16 protein-coding genes are annotated in these 18284 nt (G+C 42.6%); 5 read left to right on the top strand and 11 right to left on the bottom strand.

Features of this window, described 5'->3' with window-relative positions; translation table 11 throughout:
* Together PNC201_RS18940 and PNC201_RS18935 are read right to left on the bottom strand one after the other, a co-directional pair.
* Positions 1-636: a nitroreductase family protein gene (locus PNC201_RS18940; RefSeq protein WP_102058611.1), complete on the bottom strand. Its 636-nt coding sequence runs from the start codon at positions 634-636 to the stop codon at positions 1-3.
* A gap of 61 nt (positions 637-697) precedes the next feature.
* Entirely contained in the window at positions 698-1297 is a 600-nt protein-coding gene (locus PNC201_RS18935; RefSeq protein ID WP_102058024.1) for a Crp/Fnr family transcriptional regulator, read from the bottom strand.
* Between the two features lie 53 nt (positions 1298-1350).
* On the opposite strand from PNC201_RS18935, the gene zapE reads away from it, so the two are divergent.
* Positions 1351-2439, top strand: a complete 1089-nt coding sequence (gene zapE / locus PNC201_RS18930; RefSeq protein ID WP_102058023.1) for a cell division protein ZapE — start codon at positions 1351-1353, stop codon at positions 2437-2439.
* A 122-nt stretch (positions 2440-2561) separates the two neighbouring features.
* Here the strand turns inward: zapE and PNC201_RS18925 are convergent, their stop codons facing one another.
* The gene (locus PNC201_RS18925) at positions 2562-3431 is read right to left on the bottom strand and encodes a toll/interleukin-1 receptor domain-containing protein (RefSeq protein ID WP_102058022.1); all 870 of its coding nucleotides are present in this window, start codon (positions 3429-3431) and stop codon (positions 2562-2564) included.
* Between the two features lie 659 nt (positions 3432-4090).
* On the opposite strand from PNC201_RS18925, the gene PNC201_RS23540 reads away from it, so the two are divergent.
* The gene (locus tag PNC201_RS23540) at positions 4091-4429 is read left to right on the top strand and encodes a hypothetical protein (RefSeq protein ID WP_233525285.1); all 339 of its coding nucleotides are present in this window, start codon (positions 4091-4093) and stop codon (positions 4427-4429) included.
* Between the two features lie 68 nt (positions 4430-4497).
* Here the strand turns inward: PNC201_RS23540 and PNC201_RS18915 are convergent, their stop codons facing one another.
* The 5 genes from PNC201_RS18915 to PNC201_RS18895 form a co-directional block, all read right to left on the bottom strand.
* Complete coding sequence (locus PNC201_RS18915) at positions 4498-5694, bottom strand: alpha/beta hydrolase-fold protein (RefSeq protein WP_102058021.1); 1197 nt, start codon at positions 5692-5694, stop codon at positions 4498-4500.
* A 238-nt stretch (positions 5695-5932) separates the two neighbouring features.
* Positions 5933-7720, bottom strand: coding sequence for a TPR end-of-group domain-containing protein (locus tag PNC201_RS18910; protein WP_233525284.1), 1788 nt, complete (start codon positions 7718-7720; stop codon positions 5933-5935).
* 131 nt (positions 7721-7851) lie between these two features.
* Positions 7852-8748 (bottom strand): helix-turn-helix domain-containing protein, encoded by an 897-nt coding sequence (locus tag PNC201_RS18905; protein WP_102058019.1) that lies wholly within the window; start codon positions 8746-8748, stop codon positions 7852-7854.
* 245 nt (positions 8749-8993) lie between these two features.
* Positions 8994-10277, bottom strand: coding sequence for a DEAD/DEAH box helicase (locus PNC201_RS18900; protein ID WP_102058018.1), 1284 nt, complete (start codon positions 10275-10277; stop codon positions 8994-8996).
* A gap of 55 nt (positions 10278-10332) precedes the next feature.
* Positions 10333-11247, bottom strand: coding sequence for a dihydrodipicolinate synthase family protein (locus tag PNC201_RS18895; protein WP_102058017.1), 915 nt, complete (start codon positions 11245-11247; stop codon positions 10333-10335).
* Between the two features lie 174 nt (positions 11248-11421).
* On the opposite strand from PNC201_RS18895, the gene PNC201_RS18890 reads away from it, so the two are divergent.
* Positions 11422-12075, top strand: a complete 654-nt coding sequence (locus PNC201_RS18890; RefSeq protein WP_029215798.1) for a DUF6058 family natural product biosynthesis protein — start codon at positions 11422-11424, stop codon at positions 12073-12075.
* Between the two features lie 46 nt (positions 12076-12121).
* Here PNC201_RS18890 and PNC201_RS18885 read toward each other — a convergent pair whose 3' ends face one another.
* Entirely contained in the window at positions 12122-12376 is a 255-nt protein-coding gene (locus tag PNC201_RS18885) for a hypothetical protein (RefSeq protein WP_010373062.1), read from the bottom strand.
* A 458-nt stretch (positions 12377-12834) separates the two neighbouring features.
* Here PNC201_RS18885 and PNC201_RS18880 point away from each other — a divergent pair, with 458 nt between their 5' ends.
* Positions 12835-13092, top strand: coding sequence for a type B 50S ribosomal protein L31 (locus tag PNC201_RS18880; RefSeq protein ID WP_010373063.1), 258 nt, complete (start codon positions 12835-12837; stop codon positions 13090-13092).
* A gap of 5 nt (positions 13093-13097) precedes the next feature.
* Complete coding sequence (ykgO, locus tag PNC201_RS18875) at positions 13098-13238, top strand: type B 50S ribosomal protein L36 (protein WP_010373066.1); 141 nt, start codon at positions 13098-13100, stop codon at positions 13236-13238.
* Between the two features lie 55 nt (positions 13239-13293).
* Here ykgO and PNC201_RS18870 read toward each other — a convergent pair whose 3' ends face one another.
* A complete protein-coding gene (locus PNC201_RS18870; RefSeq protein WP_102058016.1) occupies positions 13294-15369 on the bottom strand; it encodes a basic secretory protein-like protein in 2076 nt (691 codons plus the stop codon).
* A 17-nt stretch (positions 15370-15386) separates the two neighbouring features.
* Positions 15387-18215 carry a TonB-dependent receptor domain-containing protein gene (locus PNC201_RS18865; RefSeq protein WP_102058015.1) on the bottom strand — a complete coding sequence of 943 codons (2829 nt, stop codon included), beginning with the start codon at positions 18213-18215 and terminating at the stop codon, positions 15387-15389.
* Between the last annotated feature and the right edge of the window lie 69 nt (positions 18216-18284).

The raw sequence follows: 18284 nt of genomic DNA, 5'->3' as shown, positions 1-18284 counted from the left end.
TCACACCTCAATATGCAGCAAGTCTCTCGATTTCCTTACTTTGCTTGTATTCGCGTTCACATCCGTGCTGTCACGAATGCCAATTGGCGCAATTAATACCGTGCGTAAATTTAAGGATGACAGACCCAAGATGTCATCGTAGGCAACCTTATCGATACCGGTCATTGGGCAAACATCAATTTCCATACTGGCGGCTACCAGTAGTAATGTACCGAGGGCCAAGTGAGCCTGCTCAGAACACCAGCTATATTGAGACTCAAAGTCCATGGTGTGTAGCGCGTCTTTCATACCCAATTCCATCTGCGCATAGACAAGCTCATCAAGGTTTCGATTCGCCTTAAAGTCTTGAATGTAGCGCTCTACTTGGCTATCTAAAGGTGACATATCCGCAGCAAAAACTAATAGATGGCTATTATCAAGCACTTTTTGTTGCCCATACGAATGCGGTAACAATGCTTTTTTCATCGATAGCTTGGATATTTGAATAATCTTATAAGGCTGTAAGCCAAATGCTGAAGCACTCAACCCCGTCAGTTCGATTAACTTATCTACTTTGTCCTGAGCAATGGTTTGCTCAGAAAATTTGCGGACGGCGTAACGCCAATTCAATAACGATTCTAGTTGCGTAGTGTGCATAAGTTGCTCTCCATTATGTGTTGAGACAACTTTAACAAGGTGAAGAGCTTGGCTCATTTACCTATGTAAACGAACCTGAATTTTTTAACGATTTTCTTATTCGGCTTAACTGTGTAGGAGTGATCCCAAGATGGGACGCTAAATGGTATTGTGGTACACGCTCAGCAAGTTCTGGCTGCTCTTTTAAAAATGCGAGATAGCGCTCCGTGGCATCTAACTGCACCATATAAAGCTCTCGCTTATCCTTTTCTAACAACCAGTTCTTTTCAAGATACAGTATTTGAAATCGCATTAATTCCGGATTATCCATTAATAGTGCTCTAAACTGCTTGAAATTGATTAGGACTACCTGTGATGTTTCAAGCGCTTGGATCCCTTGATTGGCGGGCTCTTGGCGATGTAGAGCATGCATCACACCAGGAAACTCCCCCGCCACAAAAAAACGCTTATTGTATTCCTGCCCAGCAGCATTGGTGTTTACTAATCTAACTAACCCTTGATGTAAAAATGCAAAAGTAGTCAGATACTCTCCTTCTTTGTAAAGCCACTCATCTTTCGCAAGTAGTTTGATGCTGGTGATCGCAGCAATAGCGGACCAGGTGTCTTGAGAAAGCGGGTAATAGGCGTCTACTGCTTGTTTTAATCTTGTTAGTGCATCCATGAGTTATAGCTTTATGATATTATTCGGATTAACTATTCCTATTTGCGGTGTCTATGTCAATCTCTAGCCATTACCAAGCACAAATTGAATGTGGAAATCTTACTCCTGATGCAGCGCAGCAAGCTGCAATTTCAGCTTTAGATGCCCTTTCTCGTTCACTCGCTAGTGGTCACTCGAATAAAGGCATCTATTTCTATGGCCCTGTCGGGCGTGGCAAGACAATGCTGATGGATTGGTTTTATGAATTCACTGACGTCACAGACAAAACTCGCCTACACTTTCATCACTTTATGCAACAGGTGCATAAAGAGCTCAATCAAATTCAAGGTGTGAGAGATCCTTTAAAGCGCATCGCCCAAAATTGGGCAGAGCAAACATCGTTATTGTGTTTTGATGAATTTTTTGTCACCGATATTGGCGATGCCATTATTATGGCGAGATTGTTTGAAGCCCTTTTTGAAGATGGCGTGACCTTAGTTGCAACCTCCAATTGCCACCCAACCGAGTTATACAAAGATGGACTACATAGAGACCGTTTTGAGCCAACAATTGCGCTGCTTATAAGTCACTGCGATGTCATATCTGTATGTGGTGAGACGGACCATCGATTTAGCAAAGGTACAACGGCAAACCACTACTTCGTCAACGATAAACAAGCGTTTTGGAACGCCTTTACTAATGTAGGTGGCATATTCAAACCGGGCATCCTTGAAATTAATCATCGTCTAATTAAAGTGCTTGGCGCAAATGAAAGTGTAGCATGTTTTGATTTTATGGAGATCTGCTCAAGCCCTCGCGCAATCAATGACTATATTGAGCTTGCAGAGCAATTTAGCTGTATTTTCATCTCAGAGTTACCGCTACTGGGTGTCACCCCTGAAAACAAAGATGTAGCACAAGGGACAGAGGAAGGCTATATCCGCCCAAGTGATACAACACAAACTAGAATTGGTGATGATGAGGCCAGACGCCTGATTGCGCTTATCGATGAATGTTACGAAGCCAAAGTACTGGTTGCTTTTTTGGCCGCTGCGCCCATATCGCAAATCTACCAAGGTGAGCAACTGGCATTTGCTTTCGCTCGCTGCATTAGTCGAGTGACAGAAATGCAAAGTTGGTCTCTTAAACCTGAAGGCCTTTAGGTACATGTTAGACCTAGCGCTACCCTACTGCATATAACCTGACTGTGCTATGAGCGGACGGTGGTAACGCTTACAGCAGCGGCGAGTGTAAAGAATCCGCTGACCGCATTTGTTATACCAATTTACATATTGTAGTACTTTGTTCCAAAGCTCACAGATAGCGGAGCTCCATCATATAAACAACTTGCGGTAACTTTCATTCGCTTTTTGTGATCATAATATGTATGGAAATCGGTTCTTTTCCTCACGAGCTCTAGTTCGTGAATGCCGATACTTAAAGCGCCTAATAAAGCTTCACTGTTGAAGTCTTCACTTTGTGAATGTGGTTCCGTTTGGAGCAAATCTACTTCCACAAAACTCACAAAATTTCCTTCTCCCCATAACACCATTTTACAGAGTTCATTCTCAACAATTATATTTCGAGCTTCATTTGCTTGCACACCAACTATCTTTTCCACGTCGCTCAATACCATGCCAAGATACTGATAGGGCCGATGAAATGGGGCGGACATAATCGGTAGGCCTATCATGTTTGCAGAATCTAAAGATTGGCCTAAGTTTGATGCCGTCAGTGGAGCAACAACATTATTATTAAAGACTACCCCCATACTGGTAACTAGTCTTTTCAACTCATCATCGTATGAATCAATGTTCGAAAAATTACTGTACAGCTTTCCAACAAGAAAACTTGGCAAGTCAACATCTTCAAGAATTATTGGTAGAATTTTTATCTTTCCTGCGATCTGATAATTCATAGCCACATCAAGCTCACTTACGACCCAAGGGGCTTTAACTGAATTACATGATAGGATTACAGCAAAATAGTCTACGTTATCAATTCCCTCTCTAATTTTTTGTACAAGGGAATCACCGATTTTCATTTCTGCTTCATCTAACCAAACTCTTATGCCATGACTTTCTATATCAATAGCGAGACGCCTAACAAAATCCTTATCCTTATGATTGTGACTGAGAAATACGCTCGTGCCCATACCCCCTCCTAATTGGTATAACATTTAGTATTTATGCGACACGCACTTTGTGGTGCATATTCGCTTGTTGGACTGAGCCTCTACCTGCTCGGTGTGTCAGAGTTGATGTTGCTTATGCTATGACTTAATTTAGAAAAAATAGACTTTTTAGAGGCTTTAGCGCTCATAGCTAGTTTGACCGGCTAATCTATTATTAATCAAGCTGCCTCTGCATTGCTTAGTGCTTAGTGCTTAGTGCTTAGTGCTTAGTGCTTAGTGCTTAGTGCTTAGTGCTTAGTATGCCTCCATTACACCTAATTTAGCCAGATAAACTGCGACATTTTTACACACCTCATACCCGCTCAGAACAATTAAGAAAATTAACAGGTTGATTTAAAAAGTAAACCTAGCAGCTAACCGTTCGCACAGCTTTGCTCACTGTCCGTAGAACATCATAGCAGCAATATAAATGTAGACTAAAAGCTATGCTCTAACAGCGACACCTCCTCCCTCGTCACATCCTCAAGACATCAACCAATTAACTTATTTCGCGCAGGGAAGCGCGAAAAAGCATAACAGGGCCAAGGACGGTCCTTTTATGCTGGTAATGTTAAAATTGGCTGATGACTTGAGGCTCCTGGTGTGATGCTGGGAGTGCCTTTTCTTTTGCATACTTTTCTTTGGGCAAGCAAAGAAAAGTATGTCGGCGCCCATGGACGGGCGCAGAAACCCGTCACGAGGACAACAGGCCCAACACACCAAGCATTAAAGGTGGCTGTCCTGTTTCTCTACTTGCTATCTCTTGTTCTACTTATTTACTCAGCTATCTAGGCCAATACGGAAAATGCGATATCGAAGTCACAAACATCATTGAAGGCCTTAATGCGGTGACCGTTGAGTATCTACATCCTTGCGTTGATCAGCAAGGTAACACGGATGAAAAAGAAAATAAGCAAAAGCTTATGACACTGTTTGAGTTTAGCGGCGAAAAAATAAAGCGTATTCGCCACTATTTTTAAGTGGCATTAAATATCAAGAAAATAGACCACATCGATTACCTAAGTGGTCTATTTACGCATTTTGATTGTCACTCACCAAGTAGTTTAGTTAACCGCTTTTTGCGAGCAACAAAGACATCGTAGCCACCATCACCATTCGATGACAATGCCAGCGCTTTGTTTACTTGCTCTAAAGATGCTTGGTATTGTTTGTCGGTTTCATAGCCATATGCTAAGCCGTTGTAGGCATCTGCATTATTTGGATAGCGTGAAACGCCAAACTTAAACAACTTAATTGCTTCTTTCACGTTACCCATGCTTACGTGGTAATAGCCAAGCTCTCTGATCACTGCTTCCTGTGGCTCAAAAACCTCGCCATATTGAGCAGACAGTTGTTGATAATACTTAGTAATAGAGCTCAATTCACCGGTATACGCACGAGCAGGCATTTGAGTTGGCAAAAACAGCTTTTGATACGCGCTAAACATACCAGCTGCAGACACAAGTCCATGAGGAACATTGTCGTAAGCCTCACTGAAAAAGCGCAAATCATGTGGTTGATTTGCTGCTAGAAAGCGTGCCATATCATCGTATCTTTCGCGCATCACGCCACCTTCCTCACCAATTGTGATATATAGAAAGTTATTTAGTTGCTTCGTTTTGGAAATAAATGCTTTGGTACTCTTTGCTGTCGCGCCAAAGTTCCACCATACCGCTGGGCTATAAGCAATATGCGCTTGAAATAGCTCAGGCTTTGCCTGCAAAGCATAAAGCGTAAAAGTACCCGCTGCAGATGCACCTGCAATGACTTTAAAATCATGAGTGCGATAGGTCTGGTTCACATAAGGAATAAGTTCAGTCTCGATAAACTCTAAAAACTTAGGTGCCCCGCCGCCAATATCCATAGGTCCTGCAGGCTCTTTATTCTTAGTTGGATAAAGATCTCTTAACCTGTCTGTATTTTCGATTGCAACAATAATAACTTCAGGTGCGGCAGAAACGTTTGCTCCTTGCAAACGCTCAAGTACAGCGGTCATCAACGGAAGGTTGCCTTTACCATCAAGGCGATAAATCACAGGGTATTTTTTATTGGAGTTGGTGTGATAATTTTTGGGTAGTTGAATTGTAAAAGTTCTCTTTTCATCAAGCACTTTTGACATCAAGGTTTTTGTTTGTTGCTCATATTCTTGCTTTGTCTTTTCTTCGGACTCAGCCATCGCAGCTACCGAAAAGAAAGCCGCTAACGTCACAGCAAACAAGCACTGAACTGCCTTACCAATTCTCATTATTATTATTCCATTTAGTTGATTTCACTAACAAAGCTAGCATAATGGTTCAGGAATTGATAGCACCCCATGTCCCTCTTGTTGCTAGCTTACTTTTTAGATAGTCAGCACATACACTTAAACGGAGAAATACAGCAAGGCGGCAATCACAAAGAAAACAACAATAACGCTGCTGCAGTTACCATTTCTGCCACTTCCTTTTAAGATTTGGCCTAAAAAGCGTTCACTTACGCGATGGTTACTTAACTAAACCATCGACGTTTTTATCCAATACACTATAAATGGCTTTCATGGCGGGATCGACACCATTGAAGTAGCTTGCAGAGTCCGGCAATACCGGCATATGTGGTGCAATCCAAATACGGTGGTCTTCTGCGCGAGAAGTTTGGTGAAACTGCGACGAAACGAGTCCAAACACCCCACTGAACGGTAAACGGAACCTTCCAGCTTCACCAATATGATTTGGCCGAGAACCACTTGGCTCTCCAACCAATATGGCATTGGTAAAGCTATCAATATTGGTCAAGAGGTTTTGCGCTGCAGAAAAGGTATTACGTCCCATCACTACAAATAACTTGCCTTCTGGCTTTGCCGCTTCAAAATAAATAAGTGCCTTTAGTAATGGTGGTAAGATGGAGCCATTGCCACCACTATTGTGTCGTAAATCCAGCACCAAGTGATTTACTTCACCGTCTTTTATTGTCTCTATCAACTCCGCACTAAATTGCGCTAGCGACTGCGTTTTCATCTGTGCAACGGCATTAAATTGCACGTACAAAACCTCATTGCTTTTATCCACTTCGTACCAATAAGGTTTAGTGACGTTTTGCAGATATTGTGGGCTTTTTTGATGATTATCTGGCAAAGTCGGAAAACCGCGAAATTCAAATGTTCGACCTCTAAGGCGAATGGTCTTTTGCATATTCTGTGCATTTTCTACCGTGATAGACGCCTCATTTGACGCATCGCTTAACTCTAGTCCTGCGAGTACTTCGGACATGGCGAGATAATAAGGCGCAAGCCAAAGCTGCTGCATTTCATTATCTCGCGGATTAATCTCAGCAACTTTCGCCATTGCTTCTGCGGTTGGTGTTTGTCCAAAGGCTGTGACTTTATAGCCGATTAAATCACTAAACTCAGCTTCAGCATCAACAATGTAAAGGCCATCGATAAAGGCATAAAACTGCACTGGCAAACGAGTGAAATTCCCTTTTTCTCCGAAGGTCGGTACGATAAAGTTATGCCCGTTACCAAGCCTGCCTATCATTTGCATCATACCGAAGACAATTTGCTGATCAGTTAACTTGGGTATATCTGAGCGCAAATTATTTGCCAACGTAATTAAATCCGGGTTGTTACTTGCCTGTTCGTTAACATGCAATCGCTTAATTTCTGAGAGTAAGAAATCTAAATCCGCATTCCACTGCTGATCCCGAGTGAGCGAAGTGTCTTTATAGTTACCTGTAAGACGCTGAAATTGCTGGTTATCTTTGATGGAGTCGAAAACACTTTTATTTGCTAAGCTACTGCGTTCGTCGTACCGCGCTGACAAAGACTTACTCAGCCACTCATTAGCTTCATCCACTTTACTTAGCGCGGCATACGCGCCTGCAATCTTTATCATAATGTCATTTGAGGGGCGCGAACCGGTAGGTACATTGGTTAGGTTTACACCCAGTGACAACGCCTTTTTCAGCGCAATGATAGCTTGCTCATAATGCGCTAATTGTATTTGCGTTAATCCCAATAGATACCAAGTGTCTCCGTCATCTTGATACGACTTAGTAAGCTTTTGCAGTTGTGGTAACGCCTGTTGCCAATTTTTGCTACGTACCAGCGCTAGTGCGTTAATCCGTATATTTAGGTAATCCACTGGGGATTTAACATATAGTTGCTGTGAAACATGCGCTTGTTCGCTTGTTGATGTCAGCACCCGAATAGGTTCAGCCTTTGCAGGCTGCGCGATAAACAAACTACTAAAAGTCAGGCAAGTGGCCACATGAGTGAGAAAACTTGAATACATCATCTTTATCCTTGTTATCGATTTAACTCCAGATTACCTATAACGACTTTATATGGCGTGCAATATCAGGATTTTGTACTTCTAGGACTTTTAAAAAACACTCAGAATTAAGTATAAGCAATTGTTTAATATACTTATATTAATTTTGAAAATTGACTTGGAGTGTAACCCGTTTGCTTTTTAAAAACACTGTTAAACGAGGATTTTGAGTTAAACCCAGCATTCATTGCGAGCGCTAACAAGTTGGGCGTTGTTTGCTTTTCGCACTGTAGTTGCTGTTTTACCTCATCGACCCGCAGGCTATTGATATACTCATTAAAGTTGTAACCACCACAAGTATTGATGGCCCAAGAGATATCCTTTACCCCAAGTCCAATAACCTCAGCAACGTCGTGAATAGTCAGGCGTGGCTGTCGATATAAATAGTGCTGCATAATCGTGTTATGAATTGCATTGAATATCTCGGTTGGATCTTCTGACTGTTTGTCCACCTCATTGAACGTTATTTCTTGGGCTTGCGTTATAGAATCTTCGAGGTGTGGTTGATTGTGTACTTTGACAACTAGGTAAAGATTAATTGCAAGTAACCAAACTAAGTCAATAAAATACCAGAGTGCTTTAGTGCTGGTGTCGTTGTATGTTTGCATATTGAGTCTAACCAAATCCACCAGAGCAAAGATCACAAACAAGACAACCGTTGTTCTTATCCATTGTAAATCGCACGTGTTGACGTCCGCTCTGATCTCCGCGGATGCTTGCTGGTAAAAGCCAACAAGTTGCACCGTAAAAGCAAAATAAATCAACTGACTGACAGTGCCAAACGCAATCACAAGCTGGGTGTATTCAGTAAATGGAAGCACCAGCAAAACAGGTAAGAAATGTACTAATCTTCGCTCTTGCTTATTCCGATTAGCATGCAGTAGATTTTTAAACAGAAAATAGACTAAAGGCCCAGTAGCTAGGGTAAATACAGGCGTGATAAGTAAATAGCTTCTAGCCCCTAACGCTTCTTCAGCAAAATTGGTTGTCATCAGCACACATTGACATAACAAATAGATGACGAGCATTCTTCCGCGTGGTTGATTGGCAAAAATTAAAATTGCGAGGAGATAAGCCCCAAGAGAGACGAGTTGGATTACATTAACTGGAACAATGTGAAATGACTGAAGCACAAGCCGTATTTTTATAATTATTTTTCGCTATTGTACGCCACATCGGCTAAAAACAACAACGCCAGCGTGCTAGCTGGCGTTGTAAATAAAGCAAAAAAACAATTTTACTTCTTCTTTTGCTGCTTACGTACATTTGCAATACGAGAGCGGTTTTTTAATCTCGCTTCTGCACTTGCTTGATTCGAAGGCTTATTCACCCGCGCCTTACGACGTTGATGCGCTGGTTTCTTCTGGATAGTCTCAACCAGTCTTTCACGGTTTGCTACTTCGTAGCCCGGCAGATAATAGCGTGAAATTTGCTGCTCGATTAACTGCTCAATATGAATAAGATCAGATTCTTCTTCGCGGCTTACAAAGGTGATCGCATAACCAAACTGACCTGCACGACCAGTTCTTCCGATGCGGTGAACATAATCTTCGGCAAGATAAGGCACATCGTAGTTAACCACGCGTGGCAGGCCAACGATATCCAATCCGCGAGCTGCGACTTCGGTTGCAACCATAACGCGTACTTTGCCTTCGGTGAACTCTCTTAAAGCGCGACGACGAGCGCCTTGAGTTTTATCGCCATGACATACATTTGCATCTATACCATCAAGCTTTAGCTCTTCAACCAGCTTGTCCGCGGTTTCTTTCATATTGACGAACACTAGCACTTGTTGCCAATTTTTGGTCCCGATCAGCTCAGATAGTAACTCGCGCTTACGTTCTTCTTTAACTGGGTAAACAACGTGGCGAACCGTGTCGGCTGTACTATTTTCCGGCGCCGCTTGGATTAACTTAGGGTGTTCCAACACTTGTTTCGCGAACTGCTTCATTGCCGACGGGAAAGTTGCAGAAAACAACAATAGCTGCTTTTGCTTATCCACCAGCTCAATGATTTTTTGCATGTCGGTGATAAAGCCCATATCTAACATGCGGTCAGCTTCATCTAACACTAAGTGTTTAACGTTACTTAACGTGACATTACCTAGGCGGATATGATCTAACAAGCGTCCAGGGGTTGCCACTAAAATATCCACGCCCTGCTTTAAGCGCTCAGCCTGGCCATTGGCGTTAACTCCGCCAAACAGTGCCTGCACTTTTAAGTCTGTGTACTTAGCAAATGTCGCACAGTTGTTGGCAATTTGCTCGGCAAGCTCACGCGTTGGCGCCAAAATCAACGCTCTTGGCGTCGACTGTGCTTCAGCCTCAAGCAATTTTTGGATGATAGGTAATGCAAAAGCTGCGGTTTTCCCTGTTCCAGTTTGCGCTGTTGCGAGCACATCACTACCTTGACGGACAGCTGGGATAGCCGCCTGTTGAATTGGCGTTAATGTATGAAAATTGATGTCTTGCAGCGCATCTAAAAGAGGCTGTGCGAAACTAAATGAAGAAAACGTTGCCATAATAACCTACGACCGAGTCAAAAACGGTCGCAGATTATAAATGACAAACCGACTTTTAACAAAACTTAAGCAAGGTTTCGTCAATTAATTTTGGTGTCGAGCCAACAAAGTCACTTTCTTTTAACTGAGAAAGGAGTTCAATCCCCTCTTTTTGCTGTGCTGGCGACAGTGGCACATAAGGCAATCTAAATACCGGTTTGACTGCGCCAGTCATAATCAAAGCTGAATTGATAGCAATTGGATTTGGTTCGCAAAAGAGCCAGTTCATTAACGGTTGCAAAGACTGGTTAAGCGCTTGGTTAGGCGTGTCCATCAATTGCCTGAATAAGCCCGGAATGATGTTTGAAGCAACAGAAATAACGCCATGAGATTGGCTGTTATGACGGCTATCGTGGGCTTGATCATCGTTACCTGACCAACACGCAATGCCTTTCGCTTCATAGTGTGCGATACGCTCATCACCCGCACATTCTTTCATACCAACAAAATGCTTGTGGCTGGCCAGCGGCTCAATGATATCAGGCGTAATGTCTTGTCCCGTTCTGCCAGGCACGTTGTAAATAAAGCCAGGACCGATTTCCAAGACTTCTTTCAGGTGAGCCTTCACACCCGTAATTGAGGTTTTGCCATAATACGGATTTATTTGTAGTGCACAGTGCATACCTGATGCAAATCCATATTCAGTCGCTTTTTTTGCTTCTCTGGTGTTATTGCTGCCAGTGTTACCAACAATCAGCAGTTTATCGCCAAATTTATTCGCAGAATGGGCAATGAGCATTAAGTGCTCTTCCCAATTCATCAGTTGGCCTTCACCTGTGGTGCCACCGACAACAATACCATCGACACCGCCGGCGATTTGCGCTTCGACTAGCTTGTCGTAAGTATCTAAGTCAATTTCACCCGCCATTGTGTAAGGGGTTTTAATAGCGGTAATTAAGCTTGCTTTTTTTATTGATTGGATCTGATGCATGGTCTTTCTATTACTCTTCCAGTTGACAGCCATTTTTACCATAAATCTGACTGAGATCCGACCCATAAACCTGAGTAAATCGGTTAAATCTAACGAAATTTAACTTTAGTGCTTGTTATTTGCGTAAAGATCCAGCAAAATCAAAAGCACTGTATATTTATCCAGTTTAATTTTATGGGACTGACACATTTTCTAAATACGCACTTTTATACCACTTTGGAGCTGAGCAGCAGCTTAAAGATACCTGAAGAACAGCTCTTAGAATGGCAACAAATGAGCCTATTCCCAAATCCGAGTTATAGTATTCAAAATCAAATTAAGTGTAGTTCGTACTTTGGCCTGTACGAATGTGAAGAATATACTGATTTTTATGCCCGAGGCCTACTCAATTGGGGGCAACTTTTACTTAAACATAAAGTAGATCAATCAAGTAGTGCATTTGAGTTATTTCAACAGCGTTACTGTGAAGCACTTACGAAATGTATTGAAAAAGGCTTTTACACCGAAGATCCAAGCTTTAGTGATGACCTTACAGAGCATGTACAGCAAGTTTGGCAACAGTTTTTATGTGGCAAGTATGGGGTGATCAGCCAAAATGGTCTCGTAGAGGAAGCACTTTATATTGACCTAGGCCGCGCGATTATCGACGACATTACAGAAGCAAGAACCGCCAGCAGCATTGCCCCAGAGCAACGTATTCAAGTACACAGCGCCATGAAGCTACTAAACAAAGCATTGGCAGCCAATACTCAAGCTGAGCAAACAGAATCGCTACGCACTCGATACATTGACCAATTGATTAGTAAGTACGACTTATCAATCAAATAATCTGCAGTCTGGCGCACAACCGTTTCGCCAGACAATCTATGCGTATTTATATTTGCTGTTCTATGTGCGCACGAATTATCTCAAATGCTTTTAAGACCTTTAACTGATCTTTACATAAGCTGTCGTACCAAGCATCGAACAGTTCATCATCTTGCTCACTGAGCGTTTGATACTGTGCCAGTAGTGTCACTATGTCACTATGTGTGCAAGAGAGTGTGTCTAATTCTTGCTGTAACGCGCTGTCATCGCTGCTGTGAAGCTTAGCCAAAATTGAGTTATCTAACTCAGCATGTTTATCCATAATAAATGCTCTATATCTGTATTGCGTTAGCGAACAAAGTACTTTCGCGAACGTACTAGGTTTTAATTATTTGCTAGACCTCTCTCATTTAGTGAAGGTTATCAACCGTTAAGCCAGCCTCAATTGGATCTCACTCTTTTATCTCATATCTATCAAACCAACAGGCTTACATCGATAGCTATATTCCAAAAAAAGTCTATTCGCTACTATTCCGGTTAGGTGTCAACACCAATATGACTACTTGAGAAACTATCTAGAACTAGTTATATCAGGCAATTTTAAGGAAAGTAAGCCCCTTTTAATCAACTGCTCAAGATGCATTCAGTTTAGTTCCGCATGCGTCGACGAATTAGGCGTATCGCACTAAATAGCGGCAACGACAAATTAGTTGTTGAGAATAGTTTTTATTTGATTTATATTGATACAATATAACAACACATTATTTAGGAGTCGTTGTCGTGAAACCCAATATCCACCCTGATTATCAACTTGTTGCCTTCCATGATACATCGGTTGATAAGTACTTTATTGTTGGTTCAACCATTAAATCAGACAGAACCGTTGAACTAGATGGTAAGACTTACCCTTACTTCCCAATTGACGTCTCTAGTGCGTCTCACCCTTTCTACACTGGTAAACAGAAGTTGGTGGCAAGTGATGGTCGAGTTGCACAATTTAACCGTCGCTTTAAAAACCTTGCGACTAAAAAAGGATAAACCAGATGAAAGTACTGAGCTCACTCAAAAGCGCTAAAAATAGACCGGGGTGCCAAGTCGTAAAAAGACGCGGTCGGGTTTACGTAATTTGTAAATCTAATCCGCGATTTAAAGCGGTTCAAGGTAAAAAGAAGAAGAAACGTTAAAGGTCAAAATAAGTACGTTTTAAAGGTGGGCATTGCCCACCTTTAAACTAAAAGGCTAGTCTTTTGCTTCCCACAATGAGAATTCGCCTAGTTGAATTAGCCTTCCGCTAGCGCCGCCAATTCCACCGCCTTCACGGGTATGCTCAAGTTCCAAACGATACTGGGTATACGCATTTGGACTCTCGATAGCAAAGCTATAGTATTCCATCGTATTAGGTAGTTCGTTGAACTGTTGAGTATCTAGCGTAATCCAATTCGTACCGTCATTTGAGCCCTGTAGCTGCCATGCATTAGGAAAGCGATGAGGGTTGTCTCCCGCTGTCGCTAATGAGTAGTATTTTGCTGTTTTGGCGCTGTCAAACACATAGTTCACTTGGGCTTTATCAACCTGTTTTATCGGCAACAAGTCAGGCGCATATTGTGCAAGCCAAGCAGGGGCTTCCAACACCACATTAAATTTAGAGGTAATATTTCTATCATTAAGCTTGTCTGCCCCCTCATTAAAAGGCACAAGTGCAGTTCCGTTTGTTGTTACCTGAGTGCTAGTGGGTGCAAAGTTCTGATAGCCAAGTGGTACTGGTGGTAACTTACCGACGCTTGCAAGGTAGACTTGATACTCTTCAAATACTGCATCAATCCCCCGTTGTTCACCAAATATAGACTTAAAAGCGGTGTCTAAACTCCACGCATCAAGCGTTTTTGCTGCCGCATTAAACTTACGGATAAAATCGGTGTTACGGTGACTGTTTTCTACCCACTCAAAGAAGAATGCTGTTTGATCGTAAGCATCAACATTGTAGTGTTCCATCCAGCGAACTCCACCGCGTCTATGCTCTAAGTAACCAGCATCAATTCGAATAAAGTTAGCCAGCGCTTCTAAGTAGGTATGATAATCCGTGCCCGGACGATATTCACCTTCAGCCGGAACATTATTGTAGCCATGAGTCAGCTCATGCCACAGCACGCCAATAACTTCGTTACGGATAGCCTCATCTCCAAGACCCTCTAGGTTGGCGATGTGCTTAACATCAAACCTAAGCTCCATAAATTTGCCTTCACCGGCCTTTGAAGCCGGCGCATCAAAGTCTCCGGTAATAAAAGTAACGTGCTCAAAAACGTTGATTTCGGTTACATTATTGAACAAGCGCTTGGCAATCTTCAAAGAGATCTCATGAATAAGGGTATTTAGGTCTGGGACCGCACGTTCAAGCGCCAGCTGTCCTGGGTGCTCTGGTAGTTCTTTTTTCACTTCAATTACAGGCTCTGGAAACCCTGCCCATGGCGAGGCTGGATCCCACACACGGATAAAGTCTTGCTGAACTAATGTCGCTTCCCCTTTGTCGTTACTCGCAACCAGTGTAATGGTTTTTGGCCCTAATGCTTCAAACTTAACCAATGGATTTTGCTCTGTACTTGTTGCAGGAATACCATCTTCAAATGTCCACTGCCAGTGAGTCGGGTTAACCAACGACTCATCTCCAAAAACAATATACTCAGAGACTTCTGGAGTCATGTTTGTCGCATTAAATGCGACGATAGGAATATCCGATACCGTTTTGATCTCGAGTTCCGCTAGCTGCGTAATATCAGCACCATAGCTATCCGTACCACCATGTACTAAATCAAATTTGAAGTAGCGATACTTTTCGCCGCTTTCGGCCAATTCAAAATTGCGAGTCAGTCCTCGAGCAGAGAATACTTCTCCCGCTCTTGAGTCCAGCTCAACCCACTCTGTTTTATCATTTGAGCCATATACGACCCACTGTTTTGGATCTCGGTTCGCTTCGTCGTTTGCTGATGTAAAGCTATATTCCCTAAGTTCTATCTCTGTCGCGGCTTTAAACACTACAGTGACGTTTGGCGCAAAAGCGAGGAATTTTGTACTCGTGTTAGCGTCGATAAGTTTGTCGACACTTTCACCTGCAGGTGAGGCTTGTACACCATCCGCTAAAATAGCCTCAATTTCTACTCCAGTATCTGAGGTGATATTACGCAGTGCGCCAGAGTCTGGCTGCCCAGATGATTGAGTTTGTTCAGGCTTATCACGTTCAACAAATTCAGAACCATCATTACAGCCTATAAGTGTCGCAGCGACGGCCATTGCCACCGCTGATAGCATTAATTTTCTCATTTCGTTACCCTTTATTATTAAAATTGGTAGTTAACTTTTAGTAAGAACTCACGCCCGTTCGTGTCATAATTACCCGCTTTATAAAATGGGTAACCTCTAAACGAGTCATCTTGAGGCGGCATCGCATTTAATAAGTTTTGAACCGTAAACATCACTCGCGTATTGTCATTGATGTAATGGCCAATGGTTAGGTTATGCTTTATCCATGCAGGTAACTTTTCTCTTTGACCAAAATCAGCACCGTTCCAATTTTTTCCTTTATAATTTACCTGCCATGAAATTGCGGTCTTTTCCAACTGCCAAGTCAGGTTAAACGATGCCATATCTTTGAAGTTATAGTTATCTTGACTGTCTAGCACATCCTCAAGCGGATCTTCGGGACGAAGCTTTTCTTTTTTCTTTAAAACATGGCTGTAATCAAGCTTATAAATAAACTCACCAAGCTCTGACTCAAACGTGCCCTTCACACCAAAGTTGACGCCGCCATGCTGCCTTTCCGCGGCGTTTATATAACCTTCTCTGATAATTGCTGCGGTGTACGGTAACCCTTTTTTCGTGTTCCCTAACCAGTCGGTTGCCAGACCATCTTGATCAAAACGCTGTACTCTGTCTTGCATATTGGCGCATTTAGCAGAAGATGAATCAATTAGGCCGTTTTCACACTTCCAGACATTATCAAGAATTTCGCCAGACCCAAGTCGAGTAATTTTGTCTTTTAAGACAATGTCATAAACATCAACATTGAATGACAGCTCAGGGGAATACTCATACACCAGACCAAAGGTTAATGAATGACCAGATTCTTCTTTTAAAGTTGGATCCCCTGCTGAGATTGTCTCAAAGTCAGCATCTAGCTTTGGCTCATTGCTATTTGTTGTGTCTAAGTCTGCACAGCTGATAGTTAATGCATCAGCATTATATTGAGCGGGATCCCCTGTGGTTTGAAAACGTAGGCAAGCATCTGCAATCACTCTGTCCGAGCCTCGTCCAAAGTTACCGGCAAACCCTTGATATACCGAGCTCATGCTGGGACCACGGAACGTTGTTCCATATGCACTTCTTAGCATCAGCGCGTCAGTGGGAGAGTATTTAAAACCAACTTGATAAGTGAATGCTCCACCAACATCAGAAATATCATCATAGTGGTCATAACGCAGCGCAATTTCACTAGAGATCTGTTCAGTAATAGGGATCATAAATTCTGTCGCCGCAGCATAACGGTTACGCTCACCATCGGTGATAACGCCAGTCAGACCGACAAATTCTTTATTTAGTATTCTGCTATCGGGCGTCGCTCTCGTCCCTTCTTTCATCAGCTCAATATATGCGGCAAAAGACACAAATCCTGCTGGCAATTCAAATAAATCCCCGGACAGATCTGCGGTTAGGGTTTCATTGAACGATAAGCCATCGTAGGTTGCCCAATCAGCCATGTTATACATATTGTCTTGGGTCAGAGGTGCAAAAAAAGCTTGGTAATTTGGACGGTAGATTGGCATGCCATCAACCTCTCCCAACTTAGGGCCTTTTAGCCAGTTATTTCCTTCAACCGTGTGATGCAAGTACCTATCAGAGAAGTCGTATTGTGAACGGCTGAAGCCAACGGAGTAATAGTAATCCGCTATCTCCCCTTCAAGACCAAAACTAAATGAATAAGATTTATCATCGTATACCCGACCTAAGCCATCATTTGTATATTCTGAATCATTCACTATCCGCCACATATACTTAACTGGAGCGCCGTACCCACCAGCTTTATTTTTTATATCAGGATCCCAAAACATAGATCCGTGAATTGACTCTGCATGAGCAAAGAAGAATGGGTTTCGTGCCCCTTTCTTTTCTTGATCGATATAAAATCCGTTAACAAAAAAACTGTGTTCGTCGTTGATACTGTACACCGAGTTGATATACAAACTCATGGTTTCAACTTGGTTACGTAATAAATTGTTGCCAGTTTCATCCCACCCACAGCTTAGGCCGTAATCATTGCGGCTAATAAAGTGCTGAACCGCAGTCGGGTGTGGATTATTATCTGTATTACAGTACTGCGCTGAATATTGATTTTTGAACTCGGTATTCTCAGCCCATACGGTAATTGAACGATTGAGCTCTCGCTTGTTTGTTGGATCTGGATTATCCCAAACACTGTCATGAAAAGGTCTGTCGGCACCAGTTAGCGCCTCTTCCGTCTTGTATTCTAGTGAGTAGTCAAACGTAAAGTCGTCTTGCTCAAAACCACCAACAAACGACAAGCCTTTTTTATCACCCGTACCATAAGTATCCTGGCCATAGAATGCTTCAACGACATGCTCGTCCATACCTTTTTTGGTGATAATATTGACTACCCCAGCCATCGCATCTGAACCGTAGATTGCAGAGCCTCCGCCGGATTGAATATCGATGCGCTCAACCATCGCCGTTGGCAACATATCGAGATTAACAAAATTGGTTTGGCCACCGTACGGCATTGGGTAATAAGCCAAGCGCTTACCATTAACGAGAATTAGTGTGTATTCAGGTCCAACACCTAACAGGTTTAACTCTTTGGCACCAGGTGTATAGGAGCCAGTTTCTACTTCACCGAGAACGGCACCACTGGCGGCTGAAATACTACTCAGTGCATCATACACTGTGTTAAAGCCACTTCTGACCATATCAGCGGAAGAGAGACTTTGGACATTGGTAACACCTTCAATGGCGATACGCTTGATACGAGATCCTGTCACCTCAACGCGTTCTATTTCTTCTGCTTGTTCTTCTGTTGCGGCTGTTACTGAGTTAGTTGCTACCGCTGCTAGGACAGCAGCGGCGATCAGGCTATGTTTATATATTATTGTTGTCATAAGACCCCCACAATTTAAAGGAACGTTCCAATTTTTATTAAAATTTCATTTCTCCCTTAGCAAAACCAA

The organism is Pseudoalteromonas sp. NC201 (genome assembly GCF_002850255.1).
In the GTDB taxonomy this organism is placed as follows: Bacteria; Pseudomonadota; Gammaproteobacteria; order Enterobacterales; family Alteromonadaceae; genus Pseudoalteromonas.
This window is presented reverse-complemented; position numbering and strand designations above follow the sequence as displayed.